Raw genomic sequence first — 19,938 nt, 5'->3', positions numbered from 1 at the left:
ATGCGGTATGCGCATTTTACATACAGCTGACTGGCACCTCGGCAAAACGCTGGAAGGCAGAAGCCGGCTGAGCGAGCAGGCCGAAGTGCTGGAAGAGCTGAATACCATTGTCAAGGAAGAAAACATTGATGCGGTCATTATGGCAGGGGATGTATTCGATACGGTCAACCCGCCTGCGCTCGCTGAACAATTGTATTACGAAAGTCTTTCCGGGCTTTCTGACGGCGGAAAACGCCCGGTTGTCGTCATTGCCGGAAACCATGACAATCCCGACAGGCTGGCGGCGGCTTCTCCGTTAACAAATGAGCGCGGCATTCATTTAATCGGCTATCCGCGGACAGAACCCGTCCATATTGAGGTGCCGTCGGCGGACGAGCTGTTAGCCGTAGCCGCGCTGGCATATCCGTCAGAGGCGAGATTAAACGAAGTGCTTTCTGATACGTTTGAGGAAAAGCTTCTTCGCGATCATTACGATGTGAAAATCAGAGAGGCGTTTGCTCACATGTGCGGGCTGTGCCGGAACGATGCCGTGAAAATCGCGGCGAGCCACATTTATGTCGCGGGGGGGAATCAGACCGATTCAGAGCGCCCGATTGAAGTCGGGGGCGCTTACACGGTCGCCGCTGACAGCCTGCCGGCTGATGCGGCTTACGTGGCTCTCGGTCATCTCCACCGTCCGCAAACGATCAAGCGCGCCAAGACGGCTGCCCGTTATTCAGGCTCTCCGCTCGCATACAGCTTTTCGGAAGCCGGTTATGCCAAATCGGTGACAGTGGTAGAAGCGAAGCCCGGCGGAAAAGCGAAGTGGGAAGAGATTTTCCTGTCTTCCGGTAAACCGCTCGTCAAATGGAAAGCGCAGGGGCTGAGCGAGGTTCACGGCTGGCTTGATGAAGGGCGTGACCGGAATGCCTGGATCGACCTTGATATCCATTTGACGGATCAGCTTTCTCTCGAGGAAATTCATCGGCTGAGAAAGGCGCATCCCGGCTTTATCCATATCAGGCCGGTTTTTGAAGAAAAAGAGATCGAAAATGACCGGATTGAAGTGAAACACACATCAATTGAGGATCGATTTAAAAAGTTTTATGAAAAACAAACGGGCGGCGGCGTGCCGGATGAGGAGATGGTCAAGCTGTTTTTAGAGCTTGCGTCAGCAGATGATGAGGAGGATGCGACATGAAGCCGATTCTGTTAACGATAAAAGGGCTCCACAGCTTCAGGGAGGAACAGACCATTGATTTTGCCGGACTGTCAGGAGCCGGGGTGTTCGGGATTTTCGGGCCGACCGGAAGCGGAAAATCGTCGATCCTTGATGCCATGACACTCGCTTTATACGGAAAAGTGGAGCGCGCCGCAAATAATACGCACGGCATCCTGAATCATGCCGAAGATCAGCTCGCCGTCTCATTTACATTCGCGCTTCAATCCGGCCACCGGGTTTCCTACAAGGTCGAGCGCGTTTTTAAGAGAACGGATGAAACGAAAGTAAAAACCGCCCTCTGCCGCCTGATTGAAATCAAAGACGAACAAACGGTGCTGGCCGATAAAGCGAATGAAGTGAACAAAAAGGTAGAGGAGCTTCTTGGCCTGACCATTGACGACTTTACAAGAGCCGTCGTGCTGCCGCAAGGAAAGTTTGCCGAGTTTCTGTCGCTTAAAGGCGCGGAAAGAAGACATATGCTCCAGCGCCTGTTTAATCTGGAACAGTACGGGGACAGGCTTGTCAAAAAATTGCGGCGGCGGGCGCAGGAAGCGGCAGCGAAAAAAATGAAATGCTGGCCGAACAATCCGGCCTCGGAGACGCAGGAGAAGATGCGCTGAAGCAGGCTGAACAGCAGTTTCACGAAGCGAACGAACGGCTTGAAGCAGCTGAGCAGAAACGGGTCCGGGCAAAAGAGCGTTTTGAAAATCACCAGGAAATTTGGAACTTGCAGACAGAAAGAGATGAATATGAGCGCCGGGAGAAAAAGCTCGAGGAAAGACGCCCGTACATCACGGATTTGACTGAGCGTCTTAAAGAGGCGGAAACAGCTCTCGCCCTTGAGCCGTACGCAGACCGCTGCACAGAAGCCGTCCGCCGGAAGCAGCGCGCCGAACAGGAACACGAACTGGCCAAACGGAAATCAGAGGCGGAAACCGTTTCATTTACCCGGCAAAATGAAGCCTATGAAGCATGGCGGGCCCATAAGGCCGAACAGGAGCCGAAGCTTGTCAAGGAAGAAGAGCTGTATCAAAGACTTTCAGCCATTGAACAAAAACTGCTTGAAGCGAAAAAAGAAGCGGAAAAAACAAATGCGGAGCACAGCAAAAAAGAGGAAGAATACGAAGCCGCCTCGAAACAGCTGGCCGCAGTGAAAGACCGCCTGACCCGCGGCCAAAACAGGCAGAATGAGCTGAAAGAAGAGCTGAAAGCAGTTCAAGTGACCGCCGATGAACGGAAAAAATGCCAGACCGCAGCACAGCTGGCGGCGGGCTTTCAGCAGACACAGGAACAAATCACGAAAGAACGGGCCAATCTGACAACGCAGCTGAAAAACGTGGAGAAGCTCAACGGAGAAAGCGAGTCGCTCACAGAGAAAGCGAAAACGGAAGAGGAAGACATTACGCGCGCTTATCAAACGCTGCAAACCGTTTATCATATGGTCTGTGAAACGGAACGTTCACTGAAAGCTGCAGCCGAACGGGCTGAAAAAACGCAAGCCGATCTCCGCAGGCGCTCAGAGGAAGCGAGAACGGCTGCATTAACAAAAGAATTATCGGAAAAACTGATCGAAGGAAAGCCTTGTCCTGTATGCGGCTCGACGCAGCATGACCGCCCGCGTTCCGCTCATGAAACATTCTCGCCTGATACGGCTGTGCAGGAACATTTGGAGCAGGTGGAAGCGCTGCTTTCTGAGGCGGCGGCTCTTTCTCAGGAAGTGCTGACAGCCAAGGTTGCATTAGAAGAACAGTCGGGGCGTTTTACCGAAGAATGTCCGTTTCTGCAAAGCGCCCGGGTTCCGGAGCTGGAAGCCGCTTCTTCCATCAGCGGACGCCCGCTTGATGAAGCGTTCAGCGCCGTCCGCTTGGAATGGAAACAAATGAAACAGGATATGCTGTCGGTAAAAGAGAAGGTCACAAGACTGATCAGCGCGCATCAGCAGACGGTAAAACAAGCTGAGCAGCTTGCCGAACGAATCCGCTATGAGGAAAAAGAAGCCGACCGTCTCAGACATTCATTAGAAGAGCTTGAATCGCTGTCAGAAAGCCGATTGAATCAGTACAACGAAGTCTGCGGTGATATTCCGCCAAACCGGATTGACGCCTGGCAGGCTTCGATAGATGAGAAGGACAGGCAGGCAGAAGAATGTGAGAAGCGCATTGAAACAAGCATCGCATTCCTCAAGGAACATGAAGAGGAGAAAGAACGCCTGCAGGAGATGAAGCATCGGCTTGAACGGGAACGGCTCGAGCTTCACTATGCGTCTGAGCGCCTGCAGCAGGTGATTGACGGATATGAACAAGAGCTCGGAACAGCAGCTGAAGAAACATCAATTTCCGCAAAGCTTGAAGCGGTGCGGCAGGAATTACAGCTGTTAAAATCGAAAGAACAGTCCCTATTCGACGCGCTGAAGCAGGCGCAGCAATCACTGAATGACGCAAAAGGCAGGGAATCCGGGAGTCTCATGTCACTCAGGGATGCTGAGACCTCCCTTGAGAAAGCGCAAAACGACTGGCGCGCGAGGTCAAAAGACACCGGGTTTACCGAGCCGGACCAAGTTAAAAAAAGTCTGCTTCCGCAAGGGCGTGCAGAGGAAATGAAAAAAGAAATTGATGAGTTCCTGGACACTTCAAAACAGCTATCGGCAAATATCAGCCGTGTTACTGATAAATTAGCCGAGCGCCGGATATCGGAGGAAGAATGGACAGCATCGGTTTCTCTGCTGAAGCAGGCAGAGGCTGAGTCAGGCGCCGCCATGGAGGAAAAAGGGGCACAGGCAAAAGCCTTCGCGGTTATGCAAAAACAGCATAAGCGCTTTAAAGAAATTGAAGCCGAGCTGAAAAGCTGGCAGACACAGATTGACAGGCTTGATAAGCTCCAGTCTGTATGTAAAGGCAATACATTCGTCGAATTTTTAGCGGAAGAACAGCTGGAAAGCGTGGCTCGGGACGCCTCTGCCCGTCTCGGAGCGCTGACAAGGCAGCGGTATGCCATATTAGTCGATTCAGAAGGCGGTTTCGTCATGCGTGATGACGCGAACGGAGGCGTCAAACGGCCCGTATCAAGCCTTTCCGGCGGGGAGACGTTTCTGACATCGCTGTCGCTTGCGCTTGCCTTGTCCGCCCAGATTCAGCTGCGGGGGCAATACCCGCTGCAATTCTTTTTCTTAGATGAAGGATTCGGGACTCTTGACCAAGGGCTCTTAGACACCGTTGTCACAGCGCTCGAAAAGCTGCAATCGGACAACTTATCCGTCGGAGTGATCAGCCATGTGCAGGAGCTGAGAGCGCGTCTGCCGAAAAAATTAATCGTTCATCCGTCCGAACCGGGCGGGAAAGGCACCCGGGTCACATTGGAGATCATGTAGAAAGGAGAAGGAATTATGGCCGATTCTGCCGAGGGCACATGTGAATTATGCGGCCGCCATCATGTGCGGCTGACGGAGCACCACTTAACGCCTAAGGAAGAAGGCGGGACATTCCTTCCGACCGCAATGCTCTGCATCCCTTGTCATAAACAAGTTCACGCGCTCTATACGAATCAGGAGCTTGCGGCAAGGCTCGCGGGAATAGAAGAGCTGCGGCGTGACCCGAAACTCGCGCGGTTTGTGAAATGGATCAGAAAACAGCCGCCGGAAAAGCTTGTAAAAACAAAAAAAGCAAATGAACGAAAATAACGCTGAACCAAAAGCAGCCCTCTTCTGAAAGAGCGGCTGCTTTTTAGGCGTTTCCGACCACATTTTGATCGCTGACATCGGGGTCTATATAGTTTGTCGCATTGACAACGTTGTTTAATAACAGGAAATCTCCGGTATTGCCTGCTCCCGAACCGAGCGCAGATTTAGAAGAGCTTTTTGGAGAAAGGTAAAAGGAATCACCAAAGTTTACGACTCCGCCCGATATGGAATTGATAGCTATAGGTCCGGTAATTGCTGGCATAAACGACACCCTTTATAGAAGTCTCACCGTCATTATATGTCAGAGCTGCTGTGATTGTGAGCTTGGCGTGAAGATCTGCCTAATATGTTTCAGCCGCGAATCTCCCAGAACGATCGACGTCGATCCGATTTGAACCACGGACGCTGACGATACCCCTTGAACTTTCACATTCCTTACTCGAATTGAAGGGTTTTCATGGCAGAATGCGCTTTGGACTCCCGTTTCCGGTAACGGCATGACGGCCGGCTGCCGAAAGATCTGGTACTCTTTTTTGTTAAATGAGCCTTCATCATCTCTGTATACAGCAAGACTACGCTGATCGGCCAATACTTTGATCCGCATATTGATTTCATTCGTATCGCCTGCTTGAAAGACACTCGCAATCCCGACTGAATTGATTTTGGCGTTCCGGAGGCGTGAAATGCGCTTTAACATTATTCCGGCGCCAGCGGCACATAAGGCCCGATAATAAGAGATTCCGGAGGCGTGTCAAAGATGGAAGACAGATAGACGGAATCGGTGTCGCCGATTAATAATAAGGAAGAACTGGATACACCGGTAGACCGGATGTCTCCGACTTCAATATTCCGGTTAATCACTGTAAAAATCATGACGGATCATCACCTTTCATTTCACCAGGTATGTGTTTAATAAAGTGCTCGACGGCCCTGACAATATCACGCTTCACATGTTCGGCAATCTGCTCGGCATATTGCGCGGGCGCCGTATTTTCTTCTTTCGGGACATGGGACAGATAATACTGAATCCGGCTGTCCATCTGCTTTCTGATATCTTCAATAATATGATATTTGTTCGTTTCGTCCAGCCTGCTCTCATACTGAGTTTCGAGCTGCTCTAAAAGCGCAGGGATTTCTTCATTCAGGTACATATCGACGTTTTGACGGATTTGCTGCATTTGCTGGCCCGCCTGTTCCTGCTGCATCATTCCGACCTGCGGAGATGTCTGGCCGACTTCGAAGTTTTGCACGGCATTCGGATCAGTCGGATTCAATCCGATATTCAGTGTTCCTTCCAGCCGTTCAATTTTCAGCTGATCAAATTTATACTCGAGCCGATCGATTCTTGTAGAAGGCTGCTGCTTCAGCGTTGAAATTTCATTTTGGAATTCTTTCAGCTGCCGTTCGAGCTCCTGAATCTGCTGCGCCTGCTGCTGGACGAAAGAATTTAAATTCTGCAGGTAGGATGAAACGGATTGATCATACATGACATTCACCTCGCGTCTCGTTTCCTTCATTAAAACTACCGGCTTGGCGGCTGGAGCGGTACAAATGATGAGGTGCCGGGACCTCCCCCTGTTGTTACAGCCTGCTGCCCCGCGGTGACAGGCGGCGCCGGCTCAACATAACTCCCTGTGTTGTACAGATTGGAAAGAGATTTAATTGAACCGGCGCTTCCGATTTGCAGTATGGAGGAATTGCTGACAGATTCTACACGCATGTAATTGATATGGATCGACTGATTGACGTAAAAATTCATACGGCGCCTCCTTTATGCGTTTCCTGCCATCGGCTGATCGATTACATCATTATCGTACACATTCGTTGAATTCCTGTAATTCGTCAGTGTGAGATTGTCTCCGGTATTGAAGCTGCCCGCTCCGGCAAATGTCTTAACCTCTGCTTTTGGAGAAATGGTGATGCAGTCGCCAATATGAACGACTCCGCTCGTACCGACGGCATTAATTTTAAACGCTCCGACAATTGCGGGCATACGAGCACATCCTTTTCGTGAAGATTTTCATGACTGCACTCCAGGAGCTTATCTGGGCTGCCTGCCTAAAATAGCTTATGACAAATGCACATTTTTGTGAGCGGAAAAAACTTTAGACGTAAAAACACCGGCGCTTTACGCATGCCGGGTCTTATACATAAATGATACAGATTTATATACATATCACGTTTATGAGAAAGCCTCTTTTTTTTCGCGGCCGTGCTGAATCTGTGCGGCCGGGTTCGGCCCGCTGTCTTTCGTTTGTTGGATGAGCCCGCCCCGGCACCCGTTTAAAAGGCTGTCCAGCTCCTGGCTGCACCTGATGGTCTCCGTCGCATTGATTCCGAATTTTTGCGCTGTCTCGAATAAAGTTAATCTTTTTTCTTCAATTTTGTTCATCGTGTGATCTCCAATTCTCGATTATTTTGGAAAACATAGGATGATAATAGTATAACCCATTTTGGCCAAGAAGGTTTTATTTCGTCAATATGACTAAAAAAGTGACAATTTTTGATACTCTTTTACACTTATTTTCAGCCTGTTTAAAAGAGGGATTTCCCGCCCGGAGGAAGAATACATAAAGGAATGCCAGATTTAAAAATGATGGGGGATTAACATGAAATTTGCGACAGGGGAACTGAACAGCCGGAAATTTGTCGGTCTGATTATTGATGATAACAAAATTTTAGATCTGCAAAAGGCTGAAAAAAAATTGTTTGAACTTGAGACGATTCCGGGTTCGCTGATCGAGTGCATTCAAAAAGGAGATAAGTTTGTCGCGCATGCCGGACAGCTTGCGGAATGGGCGAAAAAACCGAATGACGAGTCGGGTTCATTTATGTATGCGCTGTCTGACGTAAAGCTTTGCGCGCCTATTCCGAGACCTTCAAAGAACGTGATCTGCATCGGGAAAAATTATCGTGATCATGCCGTTGAAATGGGGAGTGAGGCGGATATACCGGAGCATCCCATGGTTTTTACGAAAGCCCCGGCTGCCGTTACAGGACACGGAGAAACAGTGAACAGCCACTTGGATGTAACGGAGCAGCTTGATTATGAAGGGGAGCTTGCGGTAATCATATCAAAAAGCGGATCGCACATCTCCAAAGAACATGCGCTTGATCATATATTCGGCTATACAATTGTAAATGATATAACAGCGCGCGATCTGCAGAAAAAACATAAACAGTTTTTTATCGGCAAAAGCCTCGATACGACATGCCCGATGGGCCCGGTCATTGTACATAAGTCGGCCGTCAGTGATCCGCAAAGCCTGAAAGTTGAAACGCGGGTGAACGGAGAACTGCGCCAATCAGGATCAACGGGTGACATGATTTTTCCGATAGCTGAATTAATCGAGACGCTGTCAAAAGGGATGACGCTTGAAGCCGGTGACATTATAGCGACGGGAACGCCGTCCGGTGTCGGAAAAGGGTTTAAGCCGCCGAAATTTTTAAAGCCGGGGGACCGTATTGACATTACAATTGAACCGATCGGCACGCTGTCGAACCAAATCGGATAATTGTGTGTCTTTCGCACGATTGATAATGCTCCGAGCGGCTTGTTGTGGTACCATAAGTGAGGCAGATTGATCTGATAGGGGGAATTGAACATAATGACACATTGGCATATTACTTCATGGGTCGTTGCGCTTATCCTGGTGTTTGTCAGCTACGGGCTGTACGGTGCCGGAAAAGCGAAGGGCGCAAAAATTACGCATATGATTCTGCGCTTATTCTACATTATTATTATTCTGACCGGAGCTGAGCTTTTTGTCCGTTTTGCGAATTGGAACGGAGAGTACGCCGGAAAAATGCTGCTCGGCATCATTACCATCGGACTGATGGAAATGCTCGTCATCCGTAAGAAAAAAGGCAAATCAACCGGCGGACTGTGGATCGGTTTTATTATCGTGCTCGTCCTGACGGTGCTGCTCGGCCTTCACTTGCCGATCGGCTTTCACGTATTTTAATCAATCGCTTGAAAAACCCGGATGCATCCGGGTTTTTTAGTTGCGCAACTGTGCCGCTGAATGAGAAATGCCGTGTTGATGAGGCGAAGGAGATGTGCAGGATGCCAAAAGCGTCAATCAATCTCGTTATCGCAAAAGCTTCGGCTGTGAAGGGTAAAAGCAAACGCCGGCCGTCAATCAGCGTGAAAAACAAAGCTGAATACATCAGGCGGCACCTATTTAAAAGGTGCCGCCTGTTTGTTACGCGGTGCCGTCTTGTTTTGCCGCTGAATACATAATGGAGCGCCGCCCGTCAGATGCCGTCCATTCAAATCTGTCGTGTTTACCCGGGCTGCCGCGATGATGCTGAAGGGCGCATTGTGCGTCATCCGCCGAGAAGTGATAAAACGAAACGCCTTCACCGGAAAACAGCGCCTGATTGTAGGAAAATACGCAATCATATACAGACAGGCCGAACCCGTGCAGATGGCTGAGAAACAGCAGAAACGTTTCATCGTCCAGCGAATCGAGCAAGGTTAACAGCGGCCGTTTGACCGCTTTTTCATAACGGATTTCTTCCCCGCCGAGCAGGGGGATGGTGTCTGCGCCGATTTCGGCCGCACCGCCGCAAATCCGTGCCGGCTGCCATCGGCCGTCGTGTTTCATCAATACGGCTGCGTTTCCTAGACTGTCTGCAAGCAGGATATCGCCTTCATCGTTTTCGACGAGGCAGATGCCGTCCTCTATCATCAGTGTGCCGCGCCCCCATTTGTTTTTTCTGAGAAAAGCTGTTTTCGTTTCATAACCGTGCCGGTCTCCTTTGTTTGTTTCTTCTCTTCCGTTCTTTCCAAATCGGGCTTGTCTCATACAAGTCTTAGTGGGACAAATCAACTATCTGCGTTTCTTTGCATAAACTGGGTAAAGTGCTGATAGAAACGAATTTGAAACCGACAGAAACGGGATTGGAGCTGATATCACATGTGTGGAATTGCGGGTTGGGTCGATTTTCAAAAGCAGCTCGTCCAAGAGAAACATATTATGAACAATATGATAGACACTCTTTCAAAACGAGGGCCTGATGATTCAAACGTCTGGGGAGAGCCCCATGTTTTATTCGGACATAAAAGACTTTCGGTCGTTGACATTGAAGGCGGCCGCCAGCCGATGGCCTGCACGCATCAAGAGGAAACGTACACCATCATTTATAATGGCGAGCTGTATAACACGGAGGAATTGCGGAAGGAGCTTCAGGCGAGGGGCCACCGTTTTGAGAGGACCTCTGATACAGAAGTGCTGCTGCACAGCTATATTGAGTGGCGGGAGGAGTGCGTGGACCGCTTGAACGGTATTTTCGCTTTTGCCATCTGGGATGAAAAGCGAAAGCGGCTCTTCGGGGCAAGAGACCGGCTCGGCGTCAAACCGTTTTTTTATAAAGAACACGGCTCTTCCTTTCTGTTTGGGTCGGAATTGAAAGCCATCCTTGCTCATCCTGATGTGAAAGCCCGCACAGACAGCGGCGGACTTGCGGAAGTATTCGGACTCGGGCCGTCCAGAACTCCGGGCTGCGGGGTGTTTAAAGGAATTCACGAGGTGCGTCCCGCCCATGCGTTCACTTTCTCAAAGGACGGTTTGTCCATATGGCGTTATTGGAATGTAAAGAGCGAAAAGCATACAGACAGCTTCGATGAAACCGCCGCTCACATTCGGTACTTATTTCAGGATGCAGTGACACGCCAGCTCGTATCTGACGTGCCGGTTTGCACGTTTTTATCAGGGGGGCTTGATTCGAGCGCGATAACCGCGATAGCCGCCGCTCATTTTGAGAAACAAGGAAGAGATCCCCTTCATACTTATTCAATTGATTATGAGGAGAACAGCAAATTTTTTAAAGCGAGCGCCTTTCAGCCGAATGATGACGGCCCGTGGATCGATAAAATGACAAATGCATTCGGCACACAGCATCATAAGTGCGTGATTACGCAGGATCAGCTGGTTGAACATCTGGAGGAATCCGTTCTCGTCAGAGACCTGCCGGGCATGGCTGATGTTGATTCATCGCTATTATGGTTCTGCCGGGAAATTAAAAAGATTTTGTCGTGAGTCTTTCCGGAGAATGCGCGGACGAAATTTTCGGCGGATATCCGTGGTTCCACACAGCGGCAGAAGAAGACGGATTTCCTTGGATGAGGTCGACTGAGGAGAGGATCACGCTCTTGGATGAAAAGTGGCAAAAACGGCTGAATCTTAGAGAATACGTGAATGCGAGATATGAAGAAACCATTGCGGAAACGCCGCTGTTAGACGGTGAGACGGGAACAGATAAAGCGAGACGGCAGCTGTTCTACTTAAATATGCTTTGGTTTATGACCAATCTGCTCGACCGCAAAGACCGCATGAGCATGGGCGCAAGTCTTGAAGTACGGGTGCCGTTCGCCGACCACAGACTTGTGGAATACGTTTGGAATATTCCTTGGGAAATGAAAATGCATGGCAGCCGGGAAAAAGGCATTTTGCGGAAAGCGCTTGAAGGACTGCTTCCTGAAGATATTTTGTACCGCAAAAAAAGCCCTTATCCGAAAACGCATCACCCGAAATACACGCAGGGGGTCACAGAATGGCTGAAAACGATTTTGCAACAGAAAGATTCCGTGCTTCACACCCTGCTTGACAGAAAGAAGTTGGAAATGCTGCTGGAGACAGAAGGTTCATCTTTTCAGGTGCCGTGGTTCGGCCAGCTGATGAAAGGCCCGCAGCTGATCGCCCATCTTGCCCAGATCCATACATGGTTTGAGGCGTACCGTATCGATATAGAAGAATAACAGTGCCGCGACCGGTTTCCGCTGAAGGATATCGGTCTTTTTATTGTGAAACATATGGTACACTAAAAAACAGAGGAGTGATACCATGACCGAATATGAAACATGCGCCCAGCTTGCCGAGGCGCACTTTCCTTTATATAAACGGACTTTCTCATCCCTGCCGCCAAAAAACAGGCGGGCCGCATGGGCGGTGCTTGCTTTGTTTCACGAAGCTGATCGGCTCGATGTGCAGGAACTTGGGGGATTTGAACAGACGGCACAAGACTTTCTGAACGGGGCACGCGCCGACGGCTTTTTGTGGGAGGCGCTCACCGATGTGCGGCAGCAATTTGCGCTTGAAGAAGAGCCGTTGCGTGAGTTTATCGCCGGCCACATCTCTGACAGAGAAAAAGTAACGTATCAAGAGTTTGATGACCTGCTGATGTACGCGGGCCGAACAGGCGGAGCCCTCGGCCTGCTTCTGCTGCCGGTTTGCGCGCGCCGGAACCAAGAGAAACTCCGCCATGCAGCCGTTTCATTAGGAGCAGCCATTCAGCTGACCCGGGTGCTTCTGGGGATTCATACGGACGAGCTGGCGAAAAAGCGTCTCCCGCGCCAGGTGATGAAGCAATTCGGCTATACGGAAGAAGAGCTGGAGAGCCATACCGTCAACAAAGCTTTTATGAATGTATGGGAGTACATCGCATTCGAGGCCGAGGCGTATTTCGAGGAGGCGTCTGAAGAGCTGGAGCTGTTTCCGTTATACTCAAGGCCCGCCGTTACCGGTTTGCTGGCACATTACCGGTCAGAGCTCGGTGACATGAGAAAACGGCTTTCGCAAGCATAAAAAAACGCCCGGCTTCTTAACGAAGCTCCGGGCGTTTATGCAATCCCTTTTTGAATCCAAATCCGCGACCGCCATCTTCTGTACATAAGAATGCCTCTGACCCATTCATCCGCGATAAATGAAATCCAGATGCCCATAAGCCCCAATCCGAAATGGATGCCGAACAGATAAGCGAGAGGCAGTCCGATACCCCACATGGAAATCATCGCCATGTAGACGGGGAATTTTGCATCTCCGGCAGCCCGCAGCGAGTTGATGATAATGACATTAAATGAACGGCCGGGCTCAAGAATGATCGTCATGGCGATCAGCATGCTCGCCGTCGCAATAATGTCAGGGCTGCTTGTGAAAATTCCGATCAGCTGCTTTGAAAACAAGGTCATGATCACGGATGTCAAAGCGGCAATGCCAAGCGCCCAGTACAGACTTTTCATGCAGCGGTCATAAGCGTCGTCAAACCGTTTGGCGCCGATATATCTGCCGATCAAAATCTGTGTGCCCTGGCTGATCGCCGTTCCGAACAGCAGGATAAACATGGTGATGTTTTGTGTATAAACCTTTGTTGTAAGCGCCTGAGCGCCCATAATGGCGATAAAATAAGTGACAACCATTTGTGAAATGTTGTAAGACAGCTGTTCACCGGCAGACGGAATCCCGATTTTCAGGAGTTTCCGCAAGTGCTCTTTATGGACGTGAAAAATCTTTTGCCATGTCAGACCGAGTCCGATGCGTTTTTTGACGATCACAATCATCGCGATCAGCCCGATGATCCGCGCAAAGGACGTTGACATCGCAACACCGGCGACGCCTAACACCGGAAGGCCGAGCGGCCCAAAAATGACAAGAAAGTTTCCGGCAATATTTAAAATATTCATCCCGATCGTAACGAACATCGTATCCTTCGTATGACCGTAGCTTTTTAAAATGGCGCTGAACGTCATAATCAAAGCCTGAATGAAGGACAGCCCGCCGACCACCTGCAAAAAGACTTTGGCATCCGGCATCAATTCATTGGAAAGACCCATCACATGAAGCAGCGGAACGGCCGCAAAAAATATGGCGGCGCTGATGGCGAGACTGATGACAAAGTTCGCTCCTATTGATACATAAGCCACTTCCTGCGCCTCTTTTTTCTGTTTAGATCCTAAAAACTGTGAAATCACAATTGTCGTACCCGTTGCGATAAAGCTGAACATCACGATAATTAAATTTAAAATCTGATTGCTGACACCCACGGCCGCCACACTGTTGTCAGAGTATTGGCTAAGCATAAGAGTGTCGGCATTTCCCATAAACATATATAATGAAACCTCAATAAATATCGGCCAAGTCAGCGCGTATAATGAGAGTTTGTGATCAGAGGATTGTTTGAATGCAGCCCGTTTTAAAATCGCTTGTTTCATTTCTTTTAACCCCTTTCCTGAAAAAATCAACGTTTAAAAGTGTACCTCCATTTTCTTATAATAAAAAGGGAGAGAAACGAAACTTCTTGCAAAAATCCGACTTAAAAAGGAGGGCCGGAAATATGTCCTTTCTCGAGTTCACAGTCCCTCCGTTCCCGGTCTTTATCGCTGCGGGAGAAGGAGTGTTCAAAAAAGGCGAAACCCATGTGAGACGGGTCTTCCCGGTGTTTGATCTGCTGTATGTGAAAGAAGGCGTCCTCTACATTACAGAAGACGAAAACGCCTTTTCCGTTGAAGCGGGAGAATATATTCTGCTTTCTCCCGGGCTTGAACATTACGGGACAAAAGGCAGTGAAGAAACGACATCCTATTCGTGGCTTCATTTTGAAGGAGCGGATTATGAGGTGACGGAAACCACCGGGAACAACTGGTCGGAGCTGAGGCGAAAAAAAGGGAGCTTTGAAGAGCCGTCCCGCTACCGCTTGTCCCTGCCGCAAAAAGGGAAGGTGAGACGCCCGCAGTTTATGGCCGGGCAATTCAGTGTGCTGACAGATGAAAGCGCCGAGAACTCCGACCTGCCGCTAAGAAAGCAGATTCTGTTTGAAGAGCTGCTGCTCCATCTTCAGAAAGAAGCGTTCCAAATCCCGTCCGCAAAGGAAAGAGTCGCATGGGAGGCCGCCCGGTACCTGCAGGAGCACTATCAGGAGAAAACAACCATCAAAGCGCTCTCTTCGGCACTTCATTACAACCAAGACTACGTGACCCGCTGCATGCAGCAGGTGCTCGGCGTCACGCCCGGCCAGTATACGAACAAAGTCAGAATGACGGAGGCGAAACGTCTTTTGTCCGCAACTAATGACAAAATGGGGACGATCGCGGACGCCATCGGCATGGAAGACCCGACTTATTTTTCCAAACTGTTTAAACAGATTGAAGGCATTTCGCCGCTTGAATACCGCAAATTCGTAAGCCGGAAAACGGACTGACCTAATACCAGAGAACAGAAGAGGGATCGGTAAGCATGAAAATGACAATTTACGACGTGGCCGAAAAAGCGGGCGTCTCCATCTCGACCGTCTCGCGGGTCATCAACAATACGGGGAGGATCAGTGACAAAACCCGCCGGATGGTGCTCCGTGTCATGGAGGAGATGGACTATCATCCGAATGTTCACGCATCCGCTTTGACGGGCAAAAAGACGAATATGATCGGCCTGATCACCCCGGACATTTCAAACCCGTTTTTCGGGGAACTGGCGAAAAGCATTGAAGACAGCGCCGGTGTACTTGGGTTTCATATCATTATCTGCAGCACCGATTATCAGCCTGAAAAAGAAACGAAGTATTTTTCGATGCTGCGGCAGAAGCAGGCGGACGGCATTATATTCGCGACGGGACTTGATCATGATGACAGCGCCACGGCGCTTGATGATATTGTGAAATCGGGTATCCCGCTTGCGATGATTACGCAGGATAAACCGCTCGCGCCGATGGACGTCGTCATTATCGATGACTTTCTCGGCGGCTATAAGGCGGCTGAGCATCTCATATCTTTAGGCCATGAAAGAATCGCCTGTATCGTCGGAAACGGTTCGACCACGGGTGAAAGAGACAGAATCAAAGGTTTTCAAAAAGCGCTGCGGGAAGCGGGGATGACACTAGATGAATCGCTGATCATACCGACGGAATATTCGCTGGAAAGCGGAAAACAGGCAGCGGGCGAGCTGTTTGACAGAGACCTTCCGACCGCCGTTTTCGCCTTTAATGATGTCTTGTCATGTGCGGCGATACAGGCGGCGCGCTCCCGGGGCATTCGGGTCCCGGAAGACTTGTCCGTCATCGGCTTTGACAATACCATTCTCGCTGAAATGACGGCACCGCCGCTCACGACGATTTCTCAGCCCATCCGCGAAATGGGGAGGCGCGTCGTTGAACTTCTCATTGATGAGATTCAAGGGAAGAAAAAACAAAAAGCAAAATCATTTTATCTCCGGAACTCGTCATCAGGCATTCTACCGCACCGGTAACGCGCCCTCAGCAATAAGGCGCGTTTTTTTCTATGAAAAACATTGTCAAACGAGCGAAAAGCATTGTAAAATTAAAACAGCTTTGGAGAAAGCGCTTGCGCAAATACTGCGGGTTGCAAGCAAAGAAAGCCAACAGCTTGAGTTATAAATAAAACGCTTTCAAAATAATAATTTCTGTTTAATAAGGGAAACCGCTTGCTCAATTACGGCATGCGGCCTCAAGAAAAAGGAGCGGTGATAGATGACAGATCAAGTCAGATGTGCGGTGCTGGGATTAGGACGATTAGGGTATTTTCATGCGAAGCATTTAGCCGGCGAAGTGCGGGGAGCCGAACTTGCGGCCGTCTGTGACCCGATGAAGGGGAAGGCGGAAGCGTGTGCGAAAGAATTAGGAATCGCCAAATGGACGGAGAGCCCGTATGAACTGCTGGAAGATCACACGATTGACGCCGTCATCATTGTCACGCCGACAAGCACACATGCGGAAATGATCATGAAGGCTGCTGAAAACGGCAAGCACATCTTTGTTGAAAAGCCGCTCACCCTGAGTCTTGAGGAATCGATTAAAGTCATGAAAAAAATCGAAGAAACGGACGTCATCTGCCAGGTCGGTTTTATGAGGCGGTTTGATCCGGCATACGCCGACGCGAAAAGAAGAATCGACGCCGGGGAAATCGGCAGACCCATTTATTATAAAGGATTTACAAGAGATCAAGGCGCACCGCCCGCGGAATTTATCAAACATAGCGGAGGGCTTTTCATTGACTGCTCGATTCATGATTACGATATCGCAAGATATCTCATGAATGCTGAGGTTACGTCCGTGAGCGGGCACGGGAGGGTTTTAAAGCACCCATTCATGGAGGAGTGCGGCGATGTCGATCAGGCAATAACGTATCTTGAGTTTGATTCAGGCGCGGCCGGCGATGTGGAGGCAAGCCGAAATTCTCCGTACGGCCATGACATCCGCGCCGAAATAATCGGGACGGCGGGAAGCATTTTAGTCGGCACGCTGCGGAACAGCCATGTCACCATTTTAACGGAGTCAGGCAGCAGCTACGAAATTATTCCGGATTTTCAAGCCCGCTTTAAAGACGCTTACCGTCTGGAGCTTGAGCACTTTGCCGAATGTGTGAAAAAAGGGGAAACGCCGATTGTGACAGACATCGATGCCGCGATTAACTTAGAAATCGGGATCGCCGCGACGGAATCTTTTAAAACCGGAAGGCCTGTAAAGCTTACACCGGGCGCCCCCAACTATGCCGGATTATGATAGATTCGAAGTGAAAAAGCAAAGGCACGGGAGGCCTTTGCTTTTTTATGATTCGTATGAGAAAAAAATGTAGTCAGTCGGCACGCCTTTATAGCCCATTTGGTGAAGCATCGCACTTATATTGCCGCGATGGTATGTGCCGTGATTCACAATATGCCGGATCACATCGGCATATGTCGTCCGGAGCGTTCCCATGCGCGGATGAGAAATGGAGATCGGGCCTTCCATGTTCTCCAAGTCTCTTAAAAATTCGCTGTATTCTTTGTCCAGTTCAGTCATTCTATGTTCAACCGCCTCAAAATCTCCGTCAAGCTTTTCAAATTGATCAAATTGCGAGACGATTTGTTCGTAAGTTTCTCCGTAAAGCACGTGAAGCCAAATGTAATCCGCCCGGTATATATGCACAAGCACGGCGTTCACAGTCGGAAAAACACTATCCAGTTTCTGCTGTAAGCTTGCCGCGGGCAGGGTCTTCAGATGCTGAATAACTTGCTCATTTGCCCATCTGTGGTAGTGATACAGCTTTAAAATATCTGACATTCCAATTCCCCCTCTTCCTTCCGGTACATTCAACATGACCTGGCCGAATTCCTTTTATCGAAACAAAAGCGCCGCAAAATAAAAAGCAGCACCCCACATCACCAATGCCGAGCATTGATTCAGGATGCCGAGGAGCCGGCCGCCTGTATCCGCCGTTTGGACGAGCCGTCCCGCGAATGCCAGTCCGGCGAACCATACCCAGGAAACCATGATACAAGCACCGGCAAACAGCCATTTATCAATTCCCGGATAGGCGGCGGAGCTTGTGCCGATGACACTGACAGTATCCAAAATCGCATGCGGGTTCAAAAGGGATACCATGGCGGCCGTGACCGCCTGTTTTTTGCCGTGAAAACTGTTTTTTTCGCCTGTTCGGCCTGCGGTTTGCTTCTCCAAGTCTGCCAGCCTAAAAAACTGAGAAACAAAAAGCCGCCTATAAGCATGACGGTCTGAAAAACGGGAATCTCTGCAATAATCATTGACACGCCTGCGACGGCCGCGCTGATGAGAATCGTATCGCATACCGCCGCGGCAATCACTGCGGGAAACGCCTGCCACACATGTTTTTGCCAGGCTCCCTGCTGAAAAATAAACACGTTTTGCGCGCCCAATGGCAAAATAAGGCCGAAAGCGAGCATCACTCCGTGAAGAATGGCATTCATATCGTAAAACCCTCCAATCGTCAACTACATCTCATTGTAGCCGCACTGTGTGCTGATGTCTCCGGCCATTTGGCTGGTACTTGAACCAGCCAAATGTATAATAAATAAAGAAGGAGGGATGACGTATGAACAGCTGGCGTCCGGATCGGGAGTCGCACATACCGCTTTATCTCCAGATCGAACAGCATATAAAAGAAAAATACTTCATGGCGAATGGACCATTGGCACGAAAATTCCCTCACAAAGAAAGCTCGCCGAGGAGCTTCAGGTCAACCGAAGCACAGTGACGGCAGCAGTTGATGAGTTAATCGCCCAAGGTCTTCTGGAAGGAAAAAGAGGGGGAGGCACAAAGGTCGTCAACAATACGTGGAGCATCATGGCAGCGGCTAAGCCCCTTGATTGGAGCACGTACGTTACATCGGGGAGTCATCAGCCGAATTCATCCTTGATTCAGGCCATTAATCAAAACGAGCCGCGTCCGGATCTGATCAGGCTGGGGACGGGTGAGCTGAGTCAAGAGCTGCTGCCTGAGCAGGAGATGGGCGAACTGTTCCGTGAAGCGGGAACTAACATTTTGGCGCTCGGCTATGAAGAACCGAAGGGCAGCCTGCAGCTTCGGCAAAGCGTCGCGGAACATTTGAAAACAAAGGGGATTCACGCGTCCCCGGCATCCATCGTAATCGTCTCAGGCGCGCTGCAGGCGCTTCAGCTCATTTCAATCGGGCTGCTAAAACCAAACTCCGTCATGCTGACTGAAAAGCCGTCGTATCTCCATTCCCTGCGTGTGTTTCAATCAGCGGGCGTCAGGCTTAAGGGAGTGCCTATGGATGGGAGCGGAATCAAAACGGATCATCTTCCCGCTTACCGTCGGCAATACGAAGCGGGGCTGCTGTACACCATTCCGTCATTCCATAATCCGACCGGAACGGTAATGTCACTCAAGCGGCGGAAGGAACTCATCACGCTTGCAAGAAATCACCGTCTGCCTGTCATTGAAGATGACGCATACGGTGATATATGGATCGATAAAGAACCGCCGCCTCCGTTAAAATCCATGGACGGTGAGGGGAATGTACTGTATATCGGCACGCTGTCAAAAACCGTAAGCCCGGGTCTGCGCATCGGATGGGTCGTCGCCCCTGAGCCGGTTGCAGACAGGCTCGCCGATATTAAAATGCAGACGGATTACGGCTCCAGCGCTTTATCTCAATGGGCGGCATGTCAATGGCTGTCAAGCGGCCGCTATGAAGAGCGTCTTTTGCGTCTCAGAAAGGAACTCAAAATCAGGAGAGATGCGGCATTGCGTTTTCTTGAAAGATACGCGGGAGATATTGCGGAGTGGCGTGTGCCGGAGGGGGGCTTTTATATTTGGGTCACCTTCCATAAAGCATTCACCGTTCAGACGCTTTTCATCCGTGCCTTGGAGGCCGGCGTGCTGATCAATCCGGGAGCTCTCTATCTTCCCGAAGACCGGCAAAGCCTGCGTCTTTCCTATTCGTACGCCTCTTTACCGGACTTGGAAAAAGGCATTCAAACGATAGCGGACATTGCCCGCCGTTTCGTTTAAT

The 19,938-nt window shown here is 50.0% G+C and carries 16 protein-coding genes and 6 pseudogenes; 11 read left to right on the top strand and 11 right to left on the bottom strand.

The genetic code is table 11. From position 1 onward, the window contains the following. Nucleotides 1-7 precede the first annotated feature (7 nt). From sbcD to D368_RS10880, 3 genes and pseudogenes are all read left to right on the top strand, one after another. Nucleotides 8-1,180, top strand: coding sequence for an exonuclease subunit SbcD (gene sbcD / locus D368_RS10890; RefSeq protein ID WP_128574793.1), 1,173 nt, complete (start codon nucleotides 8-10; stop codon nucleotides 1,178-1,180). Then, nucleotides 1,177-4,568: pseudogene (sbcC, locus tag D368_RS10885) on the top strand (exonuclease subunit SbcC). The gene sbcD and the pseudogene sbcC overlap by 4 nt, the downstream one beginning before the upstream one ends. Nucleotides 4,569-4,583: 15 nt before the next feature. After that, a complete protein-coding gene (locus tag D368_RS10880; protein WP_003155144.1) occupies nucleotides 4,584-4,877 on the top strand; it encodes a hypothetical protein in 294 nt (97 codons plus the stop codon). A 43-nt stretch (nucleotides 4,878-4,920) separates the two neighbouring features. Here the strand turns inward: D368_RS10880 and D368_RS10875 are convergent, their stop codons facing one another. The 7 genes from D368_RS10875 to D368_RS10845 all read right to left on the bottom strand — a co-directional run bounded on the left by D368_RS10875 (nucleotide 4,921) and on the right by D368_RS10845 (nucleotide 7,269). Continuing rightward, on the bottom strand, nucleotides 4,921-5,139 hold the full coding sequence (locus D368_RS10875) for a spore germination protein (RefSeq protein ID WP_003155143.1): 219 nt from the start codon (nucleotides 5,137-5,139) through the stop codon (nucleotides 4,921-4,923). Nucleotides 5,140-5,178: 39 nt separating this feature from the next. Next, on the bottom strand, nucleotides 5,179-5,574 hold the full coding sequence (locus D368_RS10870; protein ID WP_070081603.1) for a spore germination protein GerPE: 396 nt from the start codon (nucleotides 5,572-5,574) through the stop codon (nucleotides 5,179-5,181). Then, a complete protein-coding gene (locus tag D368_RS10865) occupies nucleotides 5,574-5,750 on the bottom strand; it encodes a hypothetical protein (RefSeq protein WP_003155141.1) in 177 nt (58 codons plus the stop codon). The genes D368_RS10870 and D368_RS10865 overlap by 1 nt, the downstream gene beginning before the upstream one ends. After that, nucleotides 5,747-6,364 (bottom strand): spore germination protein GerPC, encoded by a 618-nt coding sequence (gene gerPC / locus D368_RS10860; RefSeq protein ID WP_003155139.1) that lies wholly within the window; start codon nucleotides 6,362-6,364, stop codon nucleotides 5,747-5,749. Before gerPC ends, D368_RS10865 begins: the two co-directional genes overlap by 4 nt. 35 nt (nucleotides 6,365-6,399) lie before the next feature. Next, nucleotides 6,400-6,636, bottom strand: coding sequence for a spore germination protein GerPB (locus tag D368_RS10855; RefSeq protein WP_003155138.1), 237 nt, complete (start codon nucleotides 6,634-6,636; stop codon nucleotides 6,400-6,402). 12 nt (nucleotides 6,637-6,648) lie between these two features. Next, the gene (locus tag D368_RS10850; protein WP_003155135.1) at nucleotides 6,649-6,870 is read right to left on the bottom strand and encodes a spore germination protein; all 222 of its coding nucleotides are present in this window, start codon (nucleotides 6,868-6,870) and stop codon (nucleotides 6,649-6,651) included. A gap of 189 nt (nucleotides 6,871-7,059) precedes the next feature. Beyond that, complete coding sequence (locus D368_RS10845) at nucleotides 7,060-7,269, bottom strand: aspartyl-phosphate phosphatase Spo0E family protein (RefSeq protein ID WP_025649564.1); 210 nt, start codon at nucleotides 7,267-7,269, stop codon at nucleotides 7,060-7,062. Between the two features lie 217 nt (nucleotides 7,270-7,486). On the opposite strand from D368_RS10845, the gene D368_RS10840 reads away from it, so the two are divergent. Together D368_RS10840 and D368_RS10835 are read left to right on the top strand one after the other, a co-directional pair. Further along, the gene (locus D368_RS10840; protein ID WP_094247086.1) at nucleotides 7,487-8,392 is read left to right on the top strand and encodes a fumarylacetoacetate hydrolase family protein; all 906 of its coding nucleotides are present in this window, start codon (nucleotides 7,487-7,489) and stop codon (nucleotides 8,390-8,392) included. Nucleotides 8,393-8,485: 93 nt separating this feature from the next. Further along, a complete protein-coding gene (locus D368_RS10835) occupies nucleotides 8,486-8,842 on the top strand; it encodes a YisL family protein (RefSeq protein ID WP_003155128.1) in 357 nt (118 codons plus the stop codon). Between the two features lie 240 nt (nucleotides 8,843-9,082). Here the strand turns inward: D368_RS10835 and D368_RS10825 are convergent. Then, a pseudogene (locus D368_RS10825) lies at nucleotides 9,083-9,624 on the bottom strand (DUF2777 family protein). A 175-nt stretch (nucleotides 9,625-9,799) separates the two neighbouring features. On the opposite strand from D368_RS10825, the pseudogene asnB reads away from it, so the two are divergent. Together asnB and D368_RS10815 are read left to right on the top strand one after the other, a co-directional pair. Continuing rightward, nucleotides 9,800-11,640: pseudogene (asnB, locus tag D368_RS10820) on the top strand (asparagine synthase (glutamine-hydrolyzing)). Nucleotides 11,641-11,725: 85 nt separating this feature from the next. Continuing rightward, complete coding sequence (locus D368_RS10815) at nucleotides 11,726-12,466, top strand: squalene/phytoene synthase family protein (RefSeq protein ID WP_128574792.1); 741 nt, start codon at nucleotides 11,726-11,728, stop codon at nucleotides 12,464-12,466. A 35-nt stretch (nucleotides 12,467-12,501) separates the two neighbouring features. On the opposite strand, the gene D368_RS10810 is transcribed toward D368_RS10815, so the two are convergent. Further along, nucleotides 12,502-13,869, bottom strand: coding sequence for an MATE family efflux transporter (locus D368_RS10810; protein ID WP_003155121.1), 1,368 nt, complete (start codon nucleotides 13,867-13,869; stop codon nucleotides 12,502-12,504). Nucleotides 13,870-13,991: 122 nt separating this feature from the next. Between D368_RS10810 and D368_RS10805 the strand changes: the two genes are divergently transcribed. The 3 genes and pseudogenes from D368_RS10805 to iolX all read left to right on the top strand — a co-directional run bounded on the left by D368_RS10805 (nucleotide 13,992) and on the right by iolX (nucleotide 17,168). After that, nucleotides 13,992-14,855 carry an AraC family transcriptional regulator gene (locus tag D368_RS10805; protein ID WP_031378476.1) on the top strand — a complete coding sequence of 288 codons (864 nt, stop codon included), beginning with the start codon at nucleotides 13,992-13,994 and terminating at the stop codon, nucleotides 14,853-14,855. Nucleotides 14,856-14,890: 35 nt separating this feature from the next. Then, nucleotides 14,891-15,912, top strand: a pseudogene (locus D368_RS10800) (LacI family DNA-binding transcriptional regulator). 224 nt (nucleotides 15,913-16,136) lie between these two features. Further along, nucleotides 16,137-17,168, top strand: a complete 1,032-nt coding sequence (iolX, locus tag D368_RS10795; protein WP_063174190.1) for a scyllo-inositol 2-dehydrogenase — start codon at nucleotides 16,137-16,139, stop codon at nucleotides 17,166-17,168. Between the two features lie 45 nt (nucleotides 17,169-17,213). Here iolX and D368_RS10790 read toward each other — a convergent pair whose 3' ends face one another. Together D368_RS10790 and D368_RS10785 are read right to left on the bottom strand one after the other, a co-directional pair. Further along, nucleotides 17,214-17,708, bottom strand: a complete 495-nt coding sequence (locus tag D368_RS10790) for a DinB family protein (RefSeq protein WP_101562881.1) — start codon at nucleotides 17,706-17,708, stop codon at nucleotides 17,214-17,216. A gap of 54 nt (nucleotides 17,709-17,762) precedes the next feature. Beyond that, nucleotides 17,763-18,370: pseudogene (locus tag D368_RS10785) on the bottom strand (LysE/ArgO family amino acid transporter). Nucleotides 18,371-18,495: 125 nt separating this feature from the next. On the opposite strand from D368_RS10785, the pseudogene pdxR reads away from it, so the two are divergent. Continuing rightward, a pseudogene (pdxR, locus tag D368_RS10780) lies at nucleotides 18,496-19,937 on the top strand (MocR-like pyridoxine biosynthesis transcription factor PdxR). Nucleotide 19,938 lies beyond the last annotated feature (1 nt).

Origin of the sequence: Paenibacillus lentimorbus NRRL B-30488 (assembly GCF_000411595.1) — a bacterium.
Classification (GTDB): Bacteria; Bacillota; Bacilli; order Bacillales; family Bacillaceae; genus Bacillus; species Bacillus velezensis.
The sequence above is the reverse complement of the archived record's forward strand: the minus strand, read 5'-3'. Positions and strand labels throughout refer to the sequence as shown.